This window comes from Micromonospora sp. NPDC049107, assembly GCF_040648595.1.
In the GTDB taxonomy this organism is placed as follows: domain Bacteria; phylum Actinomycetota; class Actinomycetes; order Mycobacteriales; family Micromonosporaceae; genus Micromonospora.
In genome coordinates this window covers 370,363-390,746 of record NZ_JBEZEC010000008.1, presented here as the reverse complement: position 1 = coordinate 390,746, position 20,384 = coordinate 370,363, and the positions used below count along the sequence as shown (strand labels likewise).

Below are 20,384 nucleotides of genomic sequence, written 5' to 3'. Positions count from 1 at the left end.
TCTACGGCTTGGGAATGCCGTCGAACTGGTCGGGCACCGTCAGCCAGGTGGCCCGGTTGACGGGCCAGAAGACGGTGAACGCCCGCCCGACGACCTCGCTCTCGGGGATCGTGGCCTCGGTGATGTTCTGGTTGGACTGCTGCCAGTGCTCCAGCGAGTCACCCGAGGCGGACCGGTGGTCGCCCATCACCCACAGCCGACCCTTCGGCACGGTGATGTCGAACTCCTGGTCGGCCGCCTTGTCCTGGACCCCGTCGATGGAGAAGATGTACGGCTCGTCGAGCGACTTGCCGTTGATCATCAGGCGCTCCTGCGGGTCGCAGCAGACCACGTGGTCGCCGCCGACGCCGATCACCCGCTTGATGAAGTCCTCGCCGTCGGGGTTGCCACTCCACTCGGTGGGGGCCTTGAACACGATCACCTCGCCGCGGTGCGGTGACCGGAAGTCGTAGACCAGCTTGTTGACCAACACCCGGTCATCGATCTTGAGAGTGTTCTCCATGGACGGGGACGGGATGAAGAAGGTCTGCAGCACGAAGGCGCGGACCAGCACCGCGACCAGGATCGCCACACCCAGCAGGATCGGCAGCTCCTTCCAGAAGGAGCTACGCGGCTTGTCGGTCTGCTCGTCAATCACGCCAAGGAGCCTACGTTGCCGGACCGGACGTCACCGTCCGGAACGCGCGGGAACCCCTCAGCGCGACCGTCAGCGGGAGTATCAGCAGCACACCGCCCTGCGGGGACGGGCGGGTCGGCGGCACACCGGACGAGGCCGTGGCCGGCGCGGCCACGTCGTCGAACGTCGCCGGCACCGACAGCGCCGCCCAGCGCGACGAGGGCCAGACCACCATGAACGCCCGGCCGACGACGTTGTCGATGGGCACCGGCCCCTGACAGCGCGCGTCCTGGGAAACCTCACGGTGGTCGCCCATGACGAAGATCTGACCCGGGGGTACGACCACCTCGTCGAAGCGCCGCGAGCGGCACTCCTGCGGGTTGGGCGGCAGGTCCAGTGGCGAGTCGCGCAGCACGTACGACTCGTCGAGCGGGGTCCCGTTCACGGTGACCCGGCCCTGCGAGTCGCAGCACTTGACGCGGTCGCCGGGCACGCCGATCACCCGCTTGATGAAGTCCTTCTCGCCGGGGCGGCTCACCCCGACCAGGTCCCCGACGGTCCGGGCGAGCTTGCCGGCGAACCCGGGCTCGGGCTGCTGGTCGACCTGCGGCGCCCACCGGTCGGTGCCCCGGAACACCACCACCTCGCCGCGCACCGGGTCACGGACGTCATAGACGACCTTGTTGACCAGCACCCGGTCGCCGATCAGGAGAGTGTCCTCCATCGAGCCGGACGGGATGAAGAACGCCTGGAGCAGGAACGTGCGGATCAACACCGCGAGGCAGAAGGCCACCACCAGCAGCAGTGGAAGTTCCTGCCAGAGGGGCATCTGACGCCGGGTGCGGCGAACCCGCCGCCGCCACGGATCGACAGTGCCGTCCTCGTCAAGCGTCTGCACCACGCCACTCCCCGGTCCGCAGAAACACCACCGCCCGGGAGCCTCGTCGAGGCTCCACGGGCGGTTGTGGACGGCTGCCCGCCTCGTGGGCGGGGCCACCGCCTGGCTGCGCCCGTACGACCAGGGTAGTGCGGTCCGGTCGGTACGGCATACGCGCAGCTCAGGCGGCGTGGCGAGCGGGAAGTCAGCTGGGCTGCTTCTCCCGCTTCTCCTTGATCTTGGCCTTCTTGCCGCGCAGCTCGCGCAGGTAGTAGAGCTTGGCGCGACGCACGTCACCGCGGGTCACGACCTCGATGCGGTCGATGCCCGGGCCGTTGAGCGGGTAGGTCCGCTCGACACCGACACCGAAGCTGACCTTGCGGACCGAGAAGGTCTCGCGCAGACCGTCACCCTGGCGGCGGATCACGACGCCCTGGAAGATCTGGACACGGGACCGGTTGCCCTCGACGACCCGCGCGTGCACCTTGACGGTGTCACCGGCACGGAAGTCGGGGAGGTCGGTCCGCTTCGACTGGGCGTCAAGGGCGTCCAGGATGTTCATCGCTGCGTCCTCGTAAGGCTCACGGCGCACCGTCACTCGATGCGCGGATGGGTGATTCTGATTCCCGGGTGGTGGTCGGCGGGCCAACCCCGGTCGGGGATCCTCGCAGCCGCCCGCGGGCGCGGACGGATGCGGCAACCCCTCTACTTTGCCACATCCCCCGGCGGTGGTTGAAATCCGGCCTGTTCCAGCGCCGCGATGTCCCGTTTGTCGAGCCGCTCGGGGGGCAGCGCGGCCAGCAGGTCCGGACGTCGGGCCGCCGTGCGCAGCAGCCCTTCCTCGCGCCGCCAACGGGCGATCTTGCCGTGGTCGCCGGAGCGGAGCACGTCCGGCACGTCGTGGCCGCGCCAGCTCGGCGGCTTCGTGTAGATCGGCGCCTCGAGCAGCCCGTGCGCGTGCGACTCCTCGTCCAGCGAGCCGGCGTTGCCCAGCACCCCGGGCAGCAGTCGGGTGACCGCCTCCAGGACGACCAGCACGGCGACCTCGCCGCCGAAGAGCACGTAGTCACCGAGCGACACCTCGGTGACCGGCATGCGGGTGGCGGCGTGCGTCAGGACCCGCTGGTCGATCCCCTCGTACCGTCCGCAGGCGAAGAGCAGGTGCGGCTCGGCGGCCAGCTCGTGGGCCAGGGCCTGGGTGAACGGCACGCCGGCCGGCGACGGCACCAGCAGCCGGGGCGGCGCGGCCCCGGCCGGGGCGAGCGCGTCGAGCGCCGCACCCCACGGCTCCGGCTTCATCACCATCCCCGGGCCGCCGCCGTACGGGGTGTCGTCGACCGTGCGGTGCACGTCGTGGGTCCAGGTCCGCAGGTCGTGCACGGCGAGCTGGAGTACGCCGTTGGCCCGGGCACGGCCGATCAACGACAGGTCCAGCGGGGCGAAGTACTCCGGGAAGATCGACACGACGTCGACGCGCATGCGCGGTGGTCCTAAAGATCGAGCAGTCCGGCCGGCGGGTCGACGATCACGCGTCCACCGGCCAGGTCGACCTCCGGGACGATCGCCCGGACGAACGGGATCAGCGCGGTACGCCCCTCGGGCCGCCGCAGCACCAGCAGGTCGGACGAGGGCGCGTGGTCGATCCGGGCGACCTCGCCCAGACGTTCGCCGGACGGGGTGACCACCGCCAGACCGACCAACTGGTGGTCGTGGAACTCCTCCGGGTCCTCCGGAGGCTCGACGTCGGCGCTGTCCACCACGAGCAGGGTGCCGCGCAGCGCCTCGGCGGTGTTGCGGTCCAGGATCCCGTCGAACGCGACGAGCATCCGGCCCTGGTGGAACCGGGACTCCTCGATGGTCAGCTCGGCCGGAACCCGGAACACCACGCCCGGCCCGTCCGCCGGCGCGGGCGGCGGAACCGCCCCCGGCTCAGTGCGCAGCACTGTACCGGGGGCGAACCGCGCTTCGGGCTCGTCCGTCCGCACTTCCACGGTGACCTCACCGCGGACACCGTGCGGCTTGCCGATCCTTCCGACGACGAGCTGCATCAGTACGAGTCGACGATGTCGACGCGTACTCCGCGCCCACCGATGGAGCCGATCACCTGACGCAGCGCCTTGGCGGTCCGACCGGACCGCCCAATCACCGTGCCGAGGTCCTCGGGGTGCACGCGGACTTCCAGCCGCTTGCCCCGACGGGAATCGACCATCCGGACCCGGACGTCGTCCGGGTGGTCGACGATGCCCTTGACCAGGTGCTCCAAGGCGGGACGCAGCGGCATGTCAGGCCTGCTCACCGGCGTCGGCGGCGGGGGTCTCGGCCGGAGCCTCGGTCGCCGGGGCCTCAGCGGCCGGCGCCTCGGCGGCCTTGGCGGCCTTCTTGGCCGGCTTGGCCGGGGTCTCCGGGGCCAGCCCGGCAGCGGCCTTCGCCTCGGCCTCGTACGCCGCCTTGCGGTCGGCCCGCTCGGGGGCGACCTTCAGCGGCGGCGGGGCCGGCAGGCCCTTGAACTTCTGCCAGTCACCGGTCAGCTCCAGCAGCCGCTGCACCGCCTCGCTCGGCTGGGCGCCGACGGACAGCCAGTACTGGACCCGCTCCGACTTGACCTCGATGACCGAAGGGTCCTCCTTCGGCTGGTACACCCCGACGAACTCGATCGCCCGGCCGTCACGCTTGGTGCGCGAGTCGGCGATGACGATGCGGTACTGCGGGTTGCGGATCTTGCCCATCCGCAGGAGCCGGATCTTTACGGCCACAGTTGTTTCGCTCCTGTTGCGATCTCACCGGCCCACTACGGGCGGTGTGCATGGGTGAGCGCCGACCGGCACAGTGGGGTTGGGCCGGAGACTACTCGGTGGACTGGCGACGTGCCCGGGTTAGAGGGCGCCGGACGCGCGCCGGATACCAGCGACCCATTCTGCCAGATCCGACGCCGATCGTTCGCATCGGACCCGGACACCACGTCACCGGTGATCCGGAACACCTCTCAGCGCACCGGCGGCCGATCCCACCCTAGGGGCAGTTTGTCCGGCACGTCCCAATCTGCGGGCGGGGTGAAGTCACCCCAGGTGCCGTCGAACGGGAACGCGCCGGCCTCGGCGAGCGCGATCACCCGCTCCCCCTCGGCCCGGACCGCCTTCTCGTCGGTCACCCAGTAGTCGTCGCCGAAGGCGAGCCGCTCGACGAACTCGTCCTCGTCCTTCCACTGCCAGCTCAGGTCCGGACGCACCACCACGTCGAGGTCCTGGTCCACCACGTCGACGCCGGCCACCGAGCCGTCGTCCCAGCGGACGCCGGGCTCCTCCAGGTTGACGTACCAGTGGGCGAACCGACCCTGCGCGTCCCGGAACCACCACACCGAATGCGCCGCGCCCGTGGGCAGGAACTTCAACAGCGGCGGACCGTTCCAGTGGCCGTGCGCCAACCGGTACGACGACGAGACCCACTGGGCGAACGGCATCGCCCGCATGTTCAGCCCCGCCTCGGTGACCTCGTGGGCCACCGGCGAGTCCCGGGCGATCCACACCAGCAGGCCCCGCTCGTCGTCGCTGACCACCCGCCCCGGGCGCACCCAGCCGATCCGGCCGTGCCGCACGTTGCGGTGCATGATCAGCCGACCCGGTGCAAACCGCACGGCAACACCTCCGGACTGTAAGCAGGGGGCCCTTCCTCTACCGCAGACGGTAGGAAGGGGCCCTTCCTAACGTCTCAGTAGGCGCGGGCGAGGATGGCCACCAGGTCGGGCTCGTCCTCCGAGTCCGGCACCAAGCCGTCGGCCCGCAGCAGGCAGCGCACCGTCACGCCCTGGCCGTTCGCCTCGGCCTCGCCGGCCACGCCGACCGCCGACCACGGCACCATGGCCCACCCGGTGGCGGCCGCCTCGATCGCCTCGGCCAGGGTCGACACCTCCACCGTGCGCGACGTGCGGTGGGCCAGCGCCTGGTCGTGCAGCACCTGCTGGTCGGCCTCCAGCGCCGCCAGCACCGCGCCGACCACGTCGGCCACCGGCGTCGGAGACTTCGATCCGTCGGTACGACGAACCACCGTCGCGTTACCGACGGCCAGATCGCGAGGACCGACCTCGACGCGTACCGGATAACCGCGCAGCTCGGCGTCGACGGCCCGGCGGCCGAACGCGGTGTCGGTCCGGTCGTCGAGCGCGACCCGGACACCGGCGTCGCGCAGGCCGTCGCGCAGCTTGGCCGCCGCCTCCGCGACGCCCTCGCCGTCCTTGACAACCATGATGTACGCCTGGATGGGCGCCAGCCGCGGCGGCACGCGCAGGCCGTTGTCGTCGCCGTGCGCCATGATCAGGCCGCCGAGCATCCGGGTCGACGTGCCCCAGGAGGTCGTCCAGGCGTGCTCCCGGCCGCCTTCCTTGGCCGAGTAGCTGATGTCGAACGCCTTGGCGAAGTTCTGCCCCAACTCGTGGCTGGTGCCCAGCTGGAGCGCCTTGCCGTCGCCCATCATGCCTTCGCAGGTGTACGTGGCGGTCGCCCCGGCGAACCGCTCACGGGCCGTCTTCAGGCCCACCACCACCGGGATGCCCAGCACGTTGACCATCAGGTCCTCGTACGCCTCGTGCAGGATCCGCCGCGCGTAGGCGCGGGCGTCCTCGCGGGTCGCGTGCGCGGTGTGCCCCTCCTGCCAGAGGAACTCGCTGGTCCGCAGGAAGATCCGCGGACGCAGCTCCCACCGGACCACGTTCGCCCACTGGTTGAGCAGCAGCGGCAGGTCCCGGTACGAGTCGATCCACTTGGCCATGAACTCGCCGATCACCGTCTCGCTGGTGGGACGCACCACCACCGGCTCGGCGAGCTGCTTGCCACCACCGTGGGTGACAACCGCCAGCTCCGGCGAGAAGCCCTCGACGTGCTCGGCCTCGCGCTTGAGGTAGCTCTCCGGGATGAACAGCGGGAAGTACGCGTTCTCCGCGCCCGCCGCCTTGATCCGGTCATCCATCTCGGCCTGCATCCGCTCCCAGATGGCGTAGCCGGCCGGTCGGATGACCATGGTCCCCCGGACCGGGCCGTTGTCGGCCAGCTTCGCCTTGGCGATCAGGTCCTGGTACCAGCGGGGAAAGTCCTCCGCACGGGGAGTGAGCACGCGTGCCATGACCGCACATCCTATGCGCCGGGCGAGGCGTCACCGCGCCCGGGAGGCGTCACGCCCTCCGCGTGGCGGCATGGCGCCCCTTGCAAGCGCTGCTCGGCTGGGCCGGCGACCGCCTGCCGGGCGCGGATCCGACCGCGCTGGCCTTCGCCGCCGACGATCGTCCGACTCGTGGTGAGCCCACGCCAAGATCCTCACAACATCACCGATGTTGCTGCCTCAGCCACGCCGGAAGCAGCAATATCCCTGATGCTGTGAGGATCTTGCGCGGCCCAGCACGGCCCAGCACGGCCTTGCGCGGCCCAGCGCGGCCCAGCGCGGCCCAGCGCGGCCCAGCGCGGCCCAGCGCGGCCCAGCGCGGCCCAGCGCGGCCCAGCGCGGCCCAGCGCGGCCCAGCGCAGACGGGTCAGCGCACCACTCGGCCGCGCAGGATCGTGCGGGACGGGGCACGGACGACCCGCAGGTCGCGGCGGGGATCCTCGGGGTAGACCGTCAGGTCGGCGAGACCGCCCTCGACCAGCCCGGGAAAGCCGAGCCATTCCCGGGCGCCCCAGGAGGCGGCGGCGAGTACGTCCTCGGCGGGCATGCCGGCCCGCTCGTGCAGCAGCAGCATTTCTTCGGCGGCCAGCCCGTGGTCGATGCCGCCGCCGGCGTCGGTGCCCACGTAGATCGGCACACCCGCCTCGTGGGCGGCCCGCACCACCTCGGGGAAGCGGTCGCGCAGCGCGAGCATGTGTTCGGCGTACCCGGGGAACTTGGCTTGCGCCTGTTCGGCGATCCCGCCGAAGGTCGCGATGTTGATCATTGTGGGGACGAGCGCGGTGCCCCGGCGGGCCATCTCGTCGATCAGGTCGAGGCTCAGGCCGGTGCCGTGCTCGACCGAGTCCACCCCGGCGCGCACCATGATCTCGACGGCGGCCTCGGAGAAGGTGTGCACGGCGGCGCGTACCCCGGCGTCGTGCGCGGCCCGCACGGCGGCGGTCAGGGTGTCGGCGTCCCAGGCCGGCGCGAGGTCGCCCACGCCACGGTCGATCCAGTCGCCGACCAGCTTGACCCAGCCGTTGCCGGCCTTGGCCTGGGCGGCCACCGTCGCGGCCACATCGGCGGCGTCGACCTCGACGCCGATGTCCCGCAGGTAGCGCTTCGGCGGGGCGACATGCCGGCCCGCGCGGGCCAGTCGCGGCAGGTCGGGTTCGTCGTCCAACTCGGGGTACGGGTACGGCGAGCCGGCGTCCCGGATCGCCAGCACCCCGGCGTCCCGGTCGATGTGGGCCAGTTCGCGGGCCTGGTCGAGCGAGGTGATCGGGGCCCCACCTCGGGCGATGCCGAGGTGGCAGTGCGCGTCGACCAGCCCCGGCAGCACGAACCCGCCGTCGACGACGGTCTCCGCGTCGGGGACCGGGGTGAAGGTCACCCGTTCGCCGACCAGCCAGAGGTCCCGGACCTCGTCGTCGGGGAGCAGCACGCCGCGCACATGAAGGGCCATGCGCACAGTCCTACCCGATCACTCCCCGTCGGGGGCGAGCAGGTCGTTCTTCCGGGAGGTCAGCGCGGGCAGGTCCGCGTCAGCGCGGACCCTTGTCGCCGCCCTTGCCGAGCTTGTTGAAGTCGATCTTCGGGAGCTTGAAGCCGGGCGGGAGGCCCTGGCCAGCCGCCAGGTCGTTCGGGTCCATCCCCGGCGGGAGCTGCGGCATGCCACCCGGGAAGCCGGCCGGCATCCCGGCGCCGGTACGCGGACGACCGCCGCCCTTGGTGCCCTTGCGCTTGTTCTTCGGCGACTTGGTCGCCTTGCGGCGGCCAGCACCGGGCAGGCCCATCATGCCGCCCATCTGCTTCATCATCTTCTGCGCGTCGGCGAAGCGGTTGAGCAGCTGGTTGACGTCCATGACGGTGACTCCGGAACCGTTGGCGATACGCGCCCGGCGGGAGCCGTTGATGATCTTCGGGTTGTTGCGCTCGCCCGGGGTCATCGACCGGATGATCGCGGTGACCCGGTCGAAGTGGCTGTCGTCCAACTCGGCGAGCTGGTCCTTCATCTGACCCATGCCCGGCATCATGGCCAGCACGTTGGCGATCGGACCCATCCGCCGTACCGCGATGAGCTGGTCGAGGAAGTCGTCAAGCGTGAACTGCTCGCCGCCCATCAGCTTGGCGGTCATCTTCTCCTTCTGATCGGAGTCGAAGGCCTGCTCGGCCTGCTCGATCAGAGTGAGGACGTCGCCCATGCCGAGGATCCGGCTGGCCATCCGGTCGGGGTGGAAGACGTCGAAGTCCTCCAGCTTCTCACCGGTGGACGCGAACAGGATCGGCTGCCCGGTGACCTCGCGAACCGACAGCGCGGCACCACCACGGGCGTCACCGTCGAGCTTGGAGAGCACCACGCCGGTGATGCCGACGCCGTCGCGGAACGCCTCGGCGGTGCGGACGGCGTCCTGACCGACCATCGCATCGATGACGAAGATGACCTCGTCCGGGGAGACGGCGTCGCGGATGTCGGCGGCCTGCTGCATCATCTCGGCGTCGATACCGAGCCGGCCGGCGGTGTCGACGATGACGATGTCCCGGGCGGCGCGCTTGGCGTGCTCGATCGACGCGCGGGCCACCTGCACCGGGTCGCCGGTGCCGTTGCCGGGCTCCGGCGCGTACACCTCGACCCCGGCGCGACCACCGAGCACCTGGAGCTGCCCGACGGCGTTGGGGCGCTGGAGGTCGGCGGCGACCAGCAGCGGCTGGTGGCCCTGACCCTTGAGCCAGCGGGCCAGCTTGCCGGCGAGGGTGGTCTTACCCGAGCCCTGGAGGCCGGCCAACATGATCACGGTCGGCGGCTGCTTGGCGAACTGGAGTCGTCGCCCCTCGCCGCCGAGCACGTTGATCAGCTCTTCGTTGACGATCTTGATGATCTGCTGGGCCGGGTTGAGCGCCTGGGAGACCTCGGCGCTGCGGGCGCGCTCCTTGACGGCCGCGATGAAGCCCTTGACCACCGGCAGCGCGACGTCCGCCTCCAGCAGCGCGAGGCGGATCTCACGCGCGGTGGCGTCGATGTCGGCGTCGGTGAGCCGTCCCTTGCCGCGGAGCTTGGTGAAGATCCCGGACAGGCGGTCACTCAAGGTGTCAAACACGCGAACATCCCGTTTGTCAGTGTTCCGGCGGGCACAACGCGGCCGGCACTGCGGAGTCCGGCCACCGCTAGGGTAGCCGCCCGGCCGCACGGCCGCTGGCGGCCCGGCCTCACCCCGGAACCAAGCCCGATTGGTACGCGAAGACGACGAGCTGGGCCCGGTCCCGGGCTGCCAGCTTGCCCATCGCCCGGCTGACGTGTGTCCGGGCGGTCGCCGGGCTGACCACCAACCGGGCGGCTATCTCCTCGTTGTTCAGCCCCTCACCGACCAGGCCCACCACCTGGCGTTCCCGGTCGGTGAGCGTGTCCAGTCGGGGGTGCGGACGGGGTGCCCGCGACGGCCGGGTGGCGAACTCCCGCACCACCCGGCGGGTCACCGACGGCGACAGCAGCGCCTCCCCCTCGGCGACCAGCCGGATCGCCCGCAGCAGCTCCGGCGGCCGGGTGTCCTTGGTGAGGAACCCACTCGCGCCGTGGCGCAGCGCGTCGAAGACGTACTCGTCCAGCTCGAAGGTCGTGAGCACCACCACCCGCGTACCGGTCAGGTCGGGATCGGCGACGATCCGCCGGGTCGCCTCGATCCCGTCGATGCCCGGCATCCGGATGTCCATCAGGACGACGTCCGGCCGCTCCCGCCGGGCCAGCTCGACCGCCCGCAACCCGTCGGCGGCCTCACCGGCGAGCGCCAGGTCGTCCTCGCTCTCCACCAGCGCCCGCAGCCCGAGGCGGACCAGGTCCTGGTCGTCGGCGATCAGTACCCGGATCACGGGGACGGCTCCACCGGCAGCCGGGCCCACACGCGGAACCCGCCGGCCGAGCGCGGTCCGACGCTCAGCCGCCCGCCCAACGCCGTCACCCGCTCCCGCATGCCGGCCAGCCCGTGCCCGCCGGACCGGCCGTCGGCCGGTTCGAGGTCGCCGGCCGCGTCGAGCCGGCCCGGGACGCCGACGCCCCGATCGGTGACCTCGACCGTCACCTCGTCGGCCCGGTAGGTCACGGTCACCTCGGCACGCGCCACCTCGGCGTGCCGCAGCACGTTCGTCAACGCCTCCTGCACCACCCGGTACGCGGCCAGGTCGACCGCCGCCGGCAACTCCCGTGGGTCACCGGCCAGGCGCAGGTCGACGGCGAGACCGGCGCCCGCCAGGCGGTCGCGCAGTGCGGGGAGCCGCGCCAGACCGGGCACGGGCTCACGCTCCGCGCCCCGCCGCACCGCGCCCAACGTGACCCGCAGCTCGTCCAGCGCCTCCCGGCTGGTGCGGCTGATGGCGGTCAGCGCGATCTCCGCCTGCTCCGGCCGTTTCGGCAGCAGGTGCAGGGCGATGTCCGCCTGCATGCTGATCGCGGCCAACCCGTGCCCCACCACGTCGTGCACCTCCTGGGCGATGCGCAGCCGCTCCTCGTCGGCCTGCCGCCGACCCTGCTCGGCACGCTCACGGGCCTCCTCGGCTCGGGTACGGGCGGCCGCCTCCCGGCTGACCCGCACCACCACACCCACCGCGAACGGTACGACCACCCAGGCCGACGCGGGCAGCACTCCGGTCCAGCCCGGCGCGGGGCCGCGCGAGGCGAAGACATGCGCCAGCAGCACCACGAACGCGCCGCTGCCGGCGAGCGCCGCCGGACGCACCGGCAGTCGCACCGCCACGGTGTACACCGCGAGCAGGAACGCGAGCAGAATCGGCCCGTACGGGTAGCCGAGCACCAGGTACGTCGAGGTGGCAAGCGTAACCACGACGAGAGTCGCCACGGGAGCACGCCGTCGGAGCAGCAGGGCGAGCGCGGCGAGTGCGATCAGTGCCCGGCAGAGGGCGTCAACCGGCATCGAGCCCGGCTGGTTGTCCCCGGCCAGCCCGGTGGCGAGTTGTCCGAACCCGAACAGCACGAGGGCAAGCACGGCGTCCGACACCGCGTCCCGCCCACGCCACCCGTTCCCTCGCATGGCCGTCATTCTGCCCGCGCAGACGTCTCCTGACGTGCGTCCACGAGCGGCACCGCCGCTACGTCCCCGAACGTAGCCACGACCTCACCTCGCCCAGGTAATCCCGGCCCCAGCCGCCGAGTGGGCCCGCGAGCCGGCGACGCACAGATGCCGACAGCCGACGACGCACGGATGCCGCCGGTGGCGGTAGCGCGGCGACGCCGCAGGCGCCCGAGGGGCCGGCAGCGTCTGAGCGGGCGCGGCGTATGGCGGCCGGAGTGTGGGGAGCGGGCGCTGCAACAAGCGTGATGACTCGGTGGCATCTTGATGCCACTGAGTCATCAGCCGCGAAGTGGCGCATGCGGGCCGCGGGCATCCCAAGGCTTCGCAGGGCCCACGACGAGCGCCGACCCACGACGGCCAGCGCGGGCCCAACACGGCCAGCGCGGGCCCAACACGGCCAGCGCGGGCCCAACACGGCCAGCGCGGGCCCAACACGGCCAGCGCGGGCCGTCGCACGGCGCGCATCGCTGGTCAGACGGCGGCCAGGACCGCGGCCTCCAGGCGGGCCCGGGTGGCGTCGTCCGGCCAGCCGCCCACGAGGTAGAAGGCGTCGACGACGTCCGCGCCGAGGGTCGAGATCCGTGCGGCCCGGACCAGGGCACCCGCCTCGTCGAGCGCGCCGGCCACCCGGTAGAGCAGCCCGGCGGCGTCGGCCGCGCGAAGTTCGAGCAGGACGGCGTCGGTGGCCGCCTCGCGGTGCCAGACGACCCGGGGTGCGGCGCCGCTGCCCCGGGCGGCGAGCGCACGACCCCGCAGCCGTTGGGTGACGGACACGTCGCCGGCGACCGCGCGGCGCAGGTCGGCACGGAGCGGGACCGGGTCGGCCGGTAGGCCGTAGCGGGGTTGCACCCGGCACTCGACGAGCGCTCGGCCGTCGACCACCGAGGCGTCGGCGGAGAGCACCTCCAGTCGGTGCAGGGCGAGGCAGCCGGCCACCGTGGCGAGCAGTCCCCGCCGGTCGGCGGCGGCCACCGCCACCCGGTCTCCGGTGAGGTGGACGACCGGCAGCGGCCCGGCCAGCAGCGCCGGGTCCGGGGCCGGGGGCTCGGGCAGCACACCGGTGTCCAGGGCGGTACGGACGCGGGCGACCAGTTCGGCGACGAGTCGGCCCTTCCAGTCCGACCAGGCGGCCGGGCCGGTGGCGGCGGCGTCGGCGCGGACGAGGGCGTGCAGCAGGTCGAGCGTGCCGGTGTCGCCCACCGCCTCGGCGACCGACGCGATGGTCACCGGATCGGCGAGGTCCCGCCGGGTGGCCACGTCCGGCAGGAGCAGGTGCAGCCGGACGAGCGTGCCGATCAGCGCCACCTCCGGGGCGGGCAGCCCGACGCGGGTCGCCACCGTCTCGGCGAGCGGCACCCCGACGGTGCTGTGGTCGCCGGGCAGGCCCTTGCCGATGTCGTGCAGCAGGGCGCCGAGCAGCAGCAGGTCGGGACGGTCCACCTCGCGGGCGTGCCGGCTGGCCTCGTGGGCGGCCTGCACGAGGTGCCGGTCGAGGGTGTATCGGTGCACCGGGTTGTGCTGGGGCAGGCTGCGCAGCCGGGTCCACTCGGGCAGCCAGCCGTCCACCAGCCCGTACCTGTCGCAGGTTTCCCAGGCCGGCACCAGGCCGGGACCGGCGCCCAGCAGCGTGGTGAGCGCGGCCCGGGCCTCGGCCGGCCAGGGCGCGGGCAGCGGAGGGCAGTACGCGGCCAGCCACTCGCAGGTGGCCCGCGCGATCGGCAGTCGGGTGGTGGCCGCCGCGGCGGCCACCCGCAGGGACAGGCTCGGGTCGGGGCGCGCGCCGATCGCCGTCCGGGCCAGCACCAGCTCGCCGTCGTGCTCGACCACGTCCCGGGCCACGGGCCGACGTACCGGGCTGCCGTTCCCACCCCGGGAGCGGCCCGAGCGCAGCCGGTCGGCGGCGCGGAAGGCGTCGTCGAGGGCGTGGCTGACCGTGCGGGCGTCCCCGGCCACCCGCCGCAGGAGGGCGTCGCCGTCTTCCAGACCGAGCAGCGCGGCGACGCCGTCGCGTTCCTGGGCGACCAGTCGGTCGACCCGGCGGCCGACCTGCTGGTGCAGGGCGTCACGGGTGTCCAGCAGCCGCAGGTGGGCGGCGCGGACGGCGGGACGTAGCGCGTCGGTGATCCCGGCGGCGGAGATCGCGCGCAGCAACCCCACGTCGCGCAGCCCGCCGGCGGCCTCCTTGAGGTCGCCTTCGAGGAGGAAGGCCAGCTCGCCGTGCGCCTGCCAGCGGGCGACGGTGATCTCACGCAGCCCCGGGAGCTGCCGCACGGCGGTCCGTCGCCAGTGGTCGGCGGCGGTGCGGGTCAGGGCGTCGGCCAGGGCCTGGTCGCCGGCCACCAGGCGGGCGTCGAGCAGCCCGAGGGCGACCTTGACGTCGTCCTGGGCCACCGACAGGGCCTCGGAGACGGTCCGCACGGAGTGGTCGAGGCGCAGTCCGGCGTCCCAGATCGGATACCAGACCGAGGCGGCCAACTCGTCCGTGCCGGGCACTCCGGCGTGCAGCAGCACCAGGTCGAGGTCGCCGTAGGGGGCGCACTGCCGCCGCCCCAGGCCCCCGACGGCCATCAGCGCGACACCGTCGCGCACGGGCAGCAGCCCACGCAGGAACTCGTCGTACGCGGCCGCCCGCCCCACTCGGGCGGCCTCCCCGATCCCCCCGGGTACGCCGACGACCTCGTTGATCAAGAGGTTCGCGTCACCGTTCTCGGCGTTTCCTGACGCGTTCTTCTTGATCAACGAGGTCATGTCAGTCGTGGTCCGGATCAGAGGGCGTCGAGGCCGCGTTCGCCGGTACGTACCCGGACGACCTCTTCGACACCGGTGACCCAGACCTTGCCGTCGCCGATCTTGCCCGTACGGGCGGCGCCGACAATGGCGTCCACGATCTTTTCCACGTCGATCTCGTCGGTGAGCACCTCGACCCGGATCTTGGGCAGGAACTCGACCGTGTACTCGGCACCCCGGTAGACCTCGGTGTGCCCCTTCTGCCGTCCGTACCCCTGGACCTCGCTGACGGTCAGCCCGGCCACGCCCAGGGCGTGCAGAGCCTCCTTCACCGCGTCCAGCTGGTACGGCTTGATGACCGCGGTCACCAGCTTCATGTCCAACCCCTCCATCTAAGGAACGTTAACCGGCGACCTTGGCGCTGACCGGCTCGGTGGAGTCGGTCTCGGGAGCGGCGGTGCTCGGCGCGCCACCGGGGGTGCCGATGCCGGCCATCGCGAACGCGCCACCCGTGCCGCCGCCGGACGGGGACAGGTCGTAGCTGCTCTCGGCGTGCTCGGCGATGTCGATGCCCTCGACCTCGGCCTCGTTCTTGACGCGGAAGCCGATCGTCTTCTCGATGACGAAGGCGAGCACCCAGGCGATGCCGAACGACCAGGCGGTGACGATCAGGCCGGCCAGGGCCTGCCGACCGAGCTGGGTCACGCCGCCACCGTAGAACAGGCCGTCGGAGGCGCCGACCACGTCGCTGATCGCGGCGTTGACCGAGTTGGTGGCGAACAGGCCGAGCCAGAGCGAGCCGATCCAGCCACCGACGAAGTGCACGCCGACCACGTCGAGGGAGTCGTCGTAGCCCAGCTTGTACTTCAGGCTGACGGCGAGCGCGCACACGATGCCGGCGACGATGCCGAGCAGGACGGACGCCCACGGGGCGATGAAGCCACAGGCCGGGGTGATGGCGACCAGGCCGGCGACCGCGCCGGACGAGGCACCGACCATGGTCGGCTTGCGGTCCTTGACCCACTCGACCGCGATCCAGCCGAGCACCGCGGCGGCGGTGGCGAGCTGGGTGTTGATGAAGGCGAGACCGGCGACCCCGTCGACGGTCAGCTCCGAGCCGGCGTTGAAGCCGAACCAGCCGAACCACAGCAGACCGGCGCCGAGCGCGACGAGCGGGATGTTGTGCGGCTTCATGCCCTCGCGGGGCCAGCCGAGACGCTTGCCGAGCACCAGTGCCACGGCCAGGGCCGCCGCACCGGCGTTGATGTGCACCGCGGTACCGCCGGCGAAGTCCAGCGCGTGGATGTCACCGCCGATGATGCCGCCGCCCCACACCCAGTGGGCGACCGGGAAGTAGACCAGGGTGGCCCAGCCGAACGCGAACAGCAGCCAGCCGGCGAACTTGGCCCGGTCGGCGATGGCACCGCTGATCAGCGCGACGGTGATCACGGCGAAGACCATCTGGAAGGCCATGAACACGTAGAGCGGAATGCCGATGCCGCTGGGGTTCTCCGTCGTCGCGCCCCACAGGTCGGTCTCGGCGAGGAAGGTCTTGGTGCCGAGGTACGCGCCCGGGTCGCCCCAGAAGCCGTTCACGTCGGTCCCGAAGGCGACGCTGAAGCCGTAAAACCACCACAGAATAGAGATGAGCCCGATGGCGGAGAAGCTCATCATCATCATGTTGAGTACGCCCTTGGCCCGGTTGAGGCCGCCGTAGAACAGCGCCAGTCCCGGGGTCATGAGCAGCACGAGCGCGGTCGAAACCAGCAGCCACGTAGTATTGGCGCCGTCGATCGTCGGTGCTTCAGGCACGCTGGCCTCCTAAAGGTGAAGTCCTCCTTCGCGGCTTTCCGGGGCAGCGTCGCCCGTAGGCCGGTTGCGCGGAAGCTTTGTTGCCGGCTGTTTCACCCAGGGTCCCGTGCGGGTTTCCAATTCGTGACGGCTTGTTTCGTACGTGTCACGGAGTCCGCACAGTCGGCGGCATGGACAATGGTGGATCGTTCGGACGGCGCACGTCGATGGCTGACCGGCCAGGCCCATCGACCGGTCCGCTTGACGGGCCCGGCCGAGCATCGACCGGTCCGCGCTCAGCGGAGGGCGTTCTCCAGAGCGTGCCGCTCGTAGTCGAGCAGCCGCAGGTCGCGCATCGGACGCCGCAGGTGCCCCTTGTGCACGATCCGGACGAACGCCGGCTCACCGGCGGCGGCCATCCGGCGGATGCCCTCGACGTGATCCACGATCCGCTTGCGGATGGTGCGGATCAGTCGGTGCCGGTCCCGCGGGATCAACCCGTACGCGTCGGCGAACAGACGCAGCCGGCGCGGGCGGTCCGGGTGCTTCCAGCCCAGGGTGATCGAGTCCCGGTCGGCGAAGATCGGCACCCACGTCCACGCCGCGTACGCCACGTCGTAGATCCGCGCGCCGGGCGAGGCGAGGTCGAAGTCGATCAGCCCGAGGGTGCCGTCCGGACGCCAGATCACGTTGTGCGGGGCGGCGTCGTGGTGGCAGATCACCTCGGTGTCCGGCGGCGGAGGGCCGAACGAGCGCCAGACGGCCCCCGTCGGCGGGGCGAAGCCGTACTGCGCGTCGTGGAACATCCGCAGCATGGTGGCGACGGTGACCAGCGCCTCGTCGGTCACCCAGTGCGGGGCGAGCGGGTACTCCCCGCACTCCCCCTCCAGGTACGACAGCACCTCACGGTTGCGCTCGTCCATCCCGAGCGCCCGCGGAGCGCCGGTGAAGCCGACGTACTCCAGGTGCCGGAGCAGGGCGTGCACAGACGGGGTCCACGGCCCGGCGTTGCGACGGACCGTGTCGCCGACCCGGACCACGGTGCTCACGTTCCCGCCGTGCAGCGGGATCTCCTGCGAAGTCACGTACGGTCTCCCGAGGCGCTGCGAGGAATGGCCGGGATCACGCCAGCCCGCGTACGCGCGATCGTCACTGGTCACCCGAGACTACGCGTCCCGTCCAGCGGGCTCGGTGCCCAGCAGCGCGTCGACGAACTGCGCCGGGTCGAACGGCGCGAGGTCGTCCTTGCCCTCGCCGAGACCGACGAGCTTGACCGGGATGCCGAGCTTGCGCTGTACGGCGATCACGATGCCGCCCTTGGCGGTGCCGTCGAGCTTGGTCAGCACCACGCCGGTCACGTTGACCACCTCGGTGAAGACCCGGGCCTGCTCCAGACCGTTCTGGCCGGTCGTGGCGTCGAGGATGAGCAGCGTCTCGTCGATCGGTCCCTGCTTCTCCACGACGCGTTTGACCTTGCCCAGCTCGTCCATCAGGCCGACCTTGTTCTGCAGGCGACCGGCGGTGTCGATGAGCACCGTGTCCACGCCGGTGTCGATGCCCCGCTTGACGGCGTCGAAGGCCACGCTGGCCGGGTCGGCCGCCTCGGGGCCCCGCACGGTCTCCGCGCCGACCCGTTCGCCCCAGGTCTGCAACTGGTCGGCGGCGGCGGCCCGGAAGGTGTCGGCGGCGCCGAGCAGCACGGTACGGCCGTCGGCGACCAGCACCCGGGCGACCTTGCCGCACGTGGTGGTCTTGCCGGCGCCGTTGACGCCGACGACCAGCACGACCGCCGGCACGCCGTCCTTGGGGGCGGTGCGCAGCGAACGGTCCATGCTCGGGTCGAGGGCGTTGACCAGCTCGGCGGCGAGCAGCGCGCGCAGCTCACCGGCCGAGCGGGTGCCCAGCACGCGGGTCTGCTCGCGCAGCCGGTCGACGATGTCGCGGGTCGCGTCGACGCCGACGTCGGCGGTGATCAGGCTGTCCTCCATCTCCTCCCAGACGTCCTCGTCGAGGTGGTCGCGGGCGAGCAGGCCGAGCAGGCCCTTGCCGAACACGTTCTGCGAGCGCGACAGGCGGGAGCGGAGCCGGACCAGCCGCCCGGCGGTCGGCTCGGGGACCTCGACCTGCGGTTCGAGCACCGGCGGCGGCTCGACCAGGACACCGGTGGACAGATCGGACTCTGGTGCCTCGACCGGCGGACCGGCGAGATCCTCTTCGGCCCGGGTGTCGACCTCGGTGCGCGGCAGCGGAGGCTCGGGCCGCCGCCGCAGACGGGGCACGACCAGCCCGACTGTGCCGACGATCAGCACACCGAGCAGGACCAGAGCGAGGACGAGATATTCGGCCATGCCGGAATCCTGTCAGATGCCGGCGACGCCGTCCCAGCCACCGCACCCGGCCGGTGTCCGGAAACCGGCGGTAGGCTCGCGTCATGCCCGCCGCACACCTCCTGATCGGCCCACTTCTGCGGCGAGTGGTCGACACTCGGGCGACGATCTGGGTGGAGACCGCCGCGCCCGCCGTGGTCACCGTCCGCACCGCCGACGGCGCCACCGGCACCGCGCCCACCTTCTCGGCGTACGACCACCACTACGCCCTCGTCGTGGTGGAGGGCCTCACCCCGGACAGCACCACCACGTACGAGGTGCTGGTCGACGACGAGTTGGTGTGGCCCGTGGAGAGCAGCGGCTTCCCGCCCAGCGTCATCCGTACCCGGGCGGTCGACGACCTGGACCAGCCGGTCAACCTGATCTTCGGTTCGTGTCGCGAGACCACCCAGCACGCCACCACCCGCAAGCTCCCGCCGGACGCCCTGGACGCGTACGCCCGGCGGTCGATGGCGGACCCGGAGTCGAACCCGCTGCCGGACCTGCTGGTGCTCCTCGGTGACCAGGTGTACGCCGATGTCACCTCACCGACCGTGCGTCGGCTGCTGCGCCGACGCCGTCGGCGGCCGAAGGGCGCTCCGGCCGACCAGGTGGTGAGCTTCGACGAGTACACGAAGCTCTACCTGGAGTCGTGGCGTGATCCGGAGATCCGCTGGCTGCTCTCCACCGTGCCCAGCGTGATGATCTTCGACGATCACGAGATCATCGACGACTGGAACACCTCGGCGTCGTGGCGTGCCGAGATGCGCGAGCAGCCGTGGTGGGCCGAACGGATCGGCAGCGGGCTGGCCTCGTACTGGGTCTACCAGCACCTGGGCAACCTCGCGCCGGACGAGATCGCCGCCGACCCGGTCTACGCCAAGGTCGTCGCCGCCGAGGACGCCACCGGCGTGCTGCGCGAGTTCGGGCACCGGGTCGACCAGGAGGCCGACCTGGCGCACGACACCGAGCGCTGGCGGGCCGTGCAGTACCAGTGGAGCTACGCGCTCGACCTGGGGCGTACCCGGCTGGTCATGCTCGACAACAGGTGCAGCCGGGTGCTTGAGCCGGGCAGCCGGGCGATGCTGCCGCCGGGTGAGTGGTCGTGGTTCCTGGACCAGGCCCACGGCGTCTACGACCACCTCGTGGTGGGCGCCTCGCTGCCCTGGCTGCTGCCCCAGGGCATCCACCACATCGAGGCGTGGAACGAGAAGCTGGCCGACTCGCGCCGGCCTTGGGTGGCCCGCACGGCCGAGAAGCTGCGCCGGGCTCTCGATCTGGAGCACTGGGCCGCGTTCCGGCGGTCCTTCGAGGCGCTCGGTGAGACGTTCGCCCGGATCGGCACCGGCACGCCGAGGGAGTCCGGCGCACGGGTCGGCGCCGGCCCGGCGTACGCCCCACCGGCGTCGATCAGCGTGCTCTCCGGGGACGTGCACCACTCGTACGTGGCCCGGGCCCGGTTCGCCGACCCCGCGGTGGTCACGCCGGTGCACCAGCTCACCTGCTCGCCGATCCACAACCAGGTGCCGGCCGGCATCCGACCGCTGATGAAGATGGGCTGGTCGTCGGGCCCGGCGGGGGCCACCCGGGCGCTGGCCCGCTCGGCGGGTGTCCGGCGGCCGGGGGTGCGCTGGCGCAAGCTGGCCGGGCCCTACTTCGGCAACGCGGTCGCCACTCTGACCCACCGGGGCCGGCAGGCTGAGGTGATCATCGAGGGTACGACCAGCGACGGGCACCTACGCCCGGTGATGAGCCGCCGCCTCTCCGGCGACGGGTGACCGGGCCTCGCCGTACTC

Annotated in this window: 19 protein-coding genes; 1 reads left to right on the top strand and 18 read right to left on the bottom strand. The window is 72.0% G+C overall.

Features of this window, described 5'->3' with window-relative positions:
* Window position 1: 1 nt before the first annotated feature.
* The 18 genes from lepB (AB0B55_RS21830) to ftsY form a co-directional block, all read right to left on the bottom strand.
* Window positions 2–637 (bottom strand): signal peptidase I, encoded by a 636-nt coding sequence (gene lepB / locus AB0B55_RS21830; protein ID WP_357131043.1) that lies wholly within the window; start codon window positions 635–637, stop codon window positions 2–4.
* 10 nt (window positions 638–647) lie between these two features.
* Window positions 648–1,517, bottom strand: a complete 870-nt coding sequence (gene lepB / locus AB0B55_RS21825) for a signal peptidase I (RefSeq protein ID WP_355051576.1) — start codon at window positions 1,515–1,517, stop codon at window positions 648–650.
* Between the two features lie 181 nt (window positions 1,518–1,698).
* Window positions 1,699–2,055 (bottom strand): 50S ribosomal protein L19, encoded by a 357-nt coding sequence (gene rplS, locus AB0B55_RS21820; protein WP_030335223.1) that lies wholly within the window; start codon window positions 2,053–2,055, stop codon window positions 1,699–1,701.
* A 143-nt stretch (window positions 2,056–2,198) separates the two neighbouring features.
* The gene (gene trmD, locus AB0B55_RS21815) at window positions 2,199–2,972 is read right to left on the bottom strand and encodes a tRNA (guanosine(37)-N1)-methyltransferase TrmD (RefSeq protein ID WP_357173285.1); all 774 of its coding nucleotides are present in this window, start codon (window positions 2,970–2,972) and stop codon (window positions 2,199–2,201) included.
* An 11-nt stretch (window positions 2,973–2,983) separates the two neighbouring features.
* The gene (gene rimM / locus AB0B55_RS21810) at window positions 2,984–3,541 is read right to left on the bottom strand and encodes a ribosome maturation factor RimM (RefSeq protein WP_357131050.1); all 558 of its coding nucleotides are present in this window, start codon (window positions 3,539–3,541) and stop codon (window positions 2,984–2,986) included.
* Window positions 3,541–3,774 carry an RNA-binding protein gene (locus tag AB0B55_RS21805; RefSeq protein WP_013284588.1) on the bottom strand — a complete coding sequence of 78 codons (234 nt, stop codon included), beginning with the start codon at window positions 3,772–3,774 and terminating at the stop codon, window positions 3,541–3,543. Before AB0B55_RS21805 ends, rimM begins: the two co-directional genes overlap by 1 nt.
* Window position 3,775: 1 nt before the next feature.
* Window positions 3,776–4,246, bottom strand: a complete 471-nt coding sequence (gene rpsP, locus AB0B55_RS21800; RefSeq protein WP_355051573.1) for a 30S ribosomal protein S16 — start codon at window positions 4,244–4,246, stop codon at window positions 3,776–3,778.
* A gap of 230 nt (window positions 4,247–4,476) precedes the next feature.
* A complete protein-coding gene (locus AB0B55_RS21795; RefSeq protein ID WP_357131054.1) occupies window positions 4,477–5,124 on the bottom strand; it encodes a DUF402 domain-containing protein in 648 nt (215 codons plus the stop codon).
* A gap of 74 nt (window positions 5,125–5,198) precedes the next feature.
* The gene (proS, locus tag AB0B55_RS21790; protein WP_357173282.1) at window positions 5,199–6,605 is read right to left on the bottom strand and encodes a proline--tRNA ligase; all 1,407 of its coding nucleotides are present in this window, start codon (window positions 6,603–6,605) and stop codon (window positions 5,199–5,201) included.
* 403 nt (window positions 6,606–7,008) lie between these two features.
* Window positions 7,009–8,088 (bottom strand): amidohydrolase family protein, encoded by a 1,080-nt coding sequence (locus AB0B55_RS21785; protein ID WP_357131060.1) that lies wholly within the window; start codon window positions 8,086–8,088, stop codon window positions 7,009–7,011.
* A 79-nt stretch (window positions 8,089–8,167) separates the two neighbouring features.
* Window positions 8,168–9,721, bottom strand: a complete 1,554-nt coding sequence (gene ffh / locus AB0B55_RS21780) for a signal recognition particle protein (protein ID WP_357131063.1) — start codon at window positions 9,719–9,721, stop codon at window positions 8,168–8,170.
* 109 nt (window positions 9,722–9,830) lie between these two features.
* Window positions 9,831–10,487, bottom strand: a complete 657-nt coding sequence (locus AB0B55_RS21775; RefSeq protein WP_357131066.1) for a response regulator transcription factor — start codon at window positions 10,485–10,487, stop codon at window positions 9,831–9,833.
* Complete coding sequence (locus AB0B55_RS21770) at window positions 10,484–11,662, bottom strand: sensor histidine kinase (protein WP_357131069.1); 1,179 nt, start codon at window positions 11,660–11,662, stop codon at window positions 10,484–10,486. Before AB0B55_RS21770 ends, AB0B55_RS21775 begins: the two co-directional genes overlap by 4 nt.
* A gap of 513 nt (window positions 11,663–12,175) precedes the next feature.
* On the bottom strand, window positions 12,176–14,452 hold the full coding sequence (locus AB0B55_RS21765; RefSeq protein WP_357173280.1) for a [protein-PII] uridylyltransferase: 2,277 nt from the start codon (window positions 14,450–14,452) through the stop codon (window positions 12,176–12,178).
* Between the two features lie 17 nt (window positions 14,453–14,469).
* Entirely contained in the window at window positions 14,470–14,808 is a 339-nt protein-coding gene (locus AB0B55_RS21760) for a P-II family nitrogen regulator (protein ID WP_007456507.1), read from the bottom strand.
* A gap of 25 nt (window positions 14,809–14,833) precedes the next feature.
* Window positions 14,834–16,243 carry an ammonium transporter gene (locus AB0B55_RS21755; protein ID WP_357131075.1) on the bottom strand — a complete coding sequence of 470 codons (1,410 nt, stop codon included), beginning with the start codon at window positions 16,241–16,243 and terminating at the stop codon, window positions 14,834–14,836.
* A 275-nt stretch (window positions 16,244–16,518) separates the two neighbouring features.
* Window positions 16,519–17,382 carry an aminoglycoside phosphotransferase family protein gene (locus tag AB0B55_RS21750; protein WP_357131078.1) on the bottom strand — a complete coding sequence of 288 codons (864 nt, stop codon included), beginning with the start codon at window positions 17,380–17,382 and terminating at the stop codon, window positions 16,519–16,521.
* 6 nt (window positions 17,383–17,388) lie between these two features.
* Entirely contained in the window at window positions 17,389–18,570 is a 1,182-nt protein-coding gene (gene ftsY, locus AB0B55_RS21745; protein ID WP_357173278.1) for a signal recognition particle-docking protein FtsY, read from the bottom strand.
* 83 nt (window positions 18,571–18,653) lie between these two features.
* Here ftsY and AB0B55_RS21740 point away from each other — a divergent pair, with 83 nt between their 5' ends.
* A complete protein-coding gene (locus tag AB0B55_RS21740; protein ID WP_357173275.1) occupies window positions 18,654–20,366 on the top strand; it encodes an alkaline phosphatase D family protein in 1,713 nt (570 codons plus the stop codon).
* Window positions 20,367–20,384 lie beyond the last annotated feature (18 nt).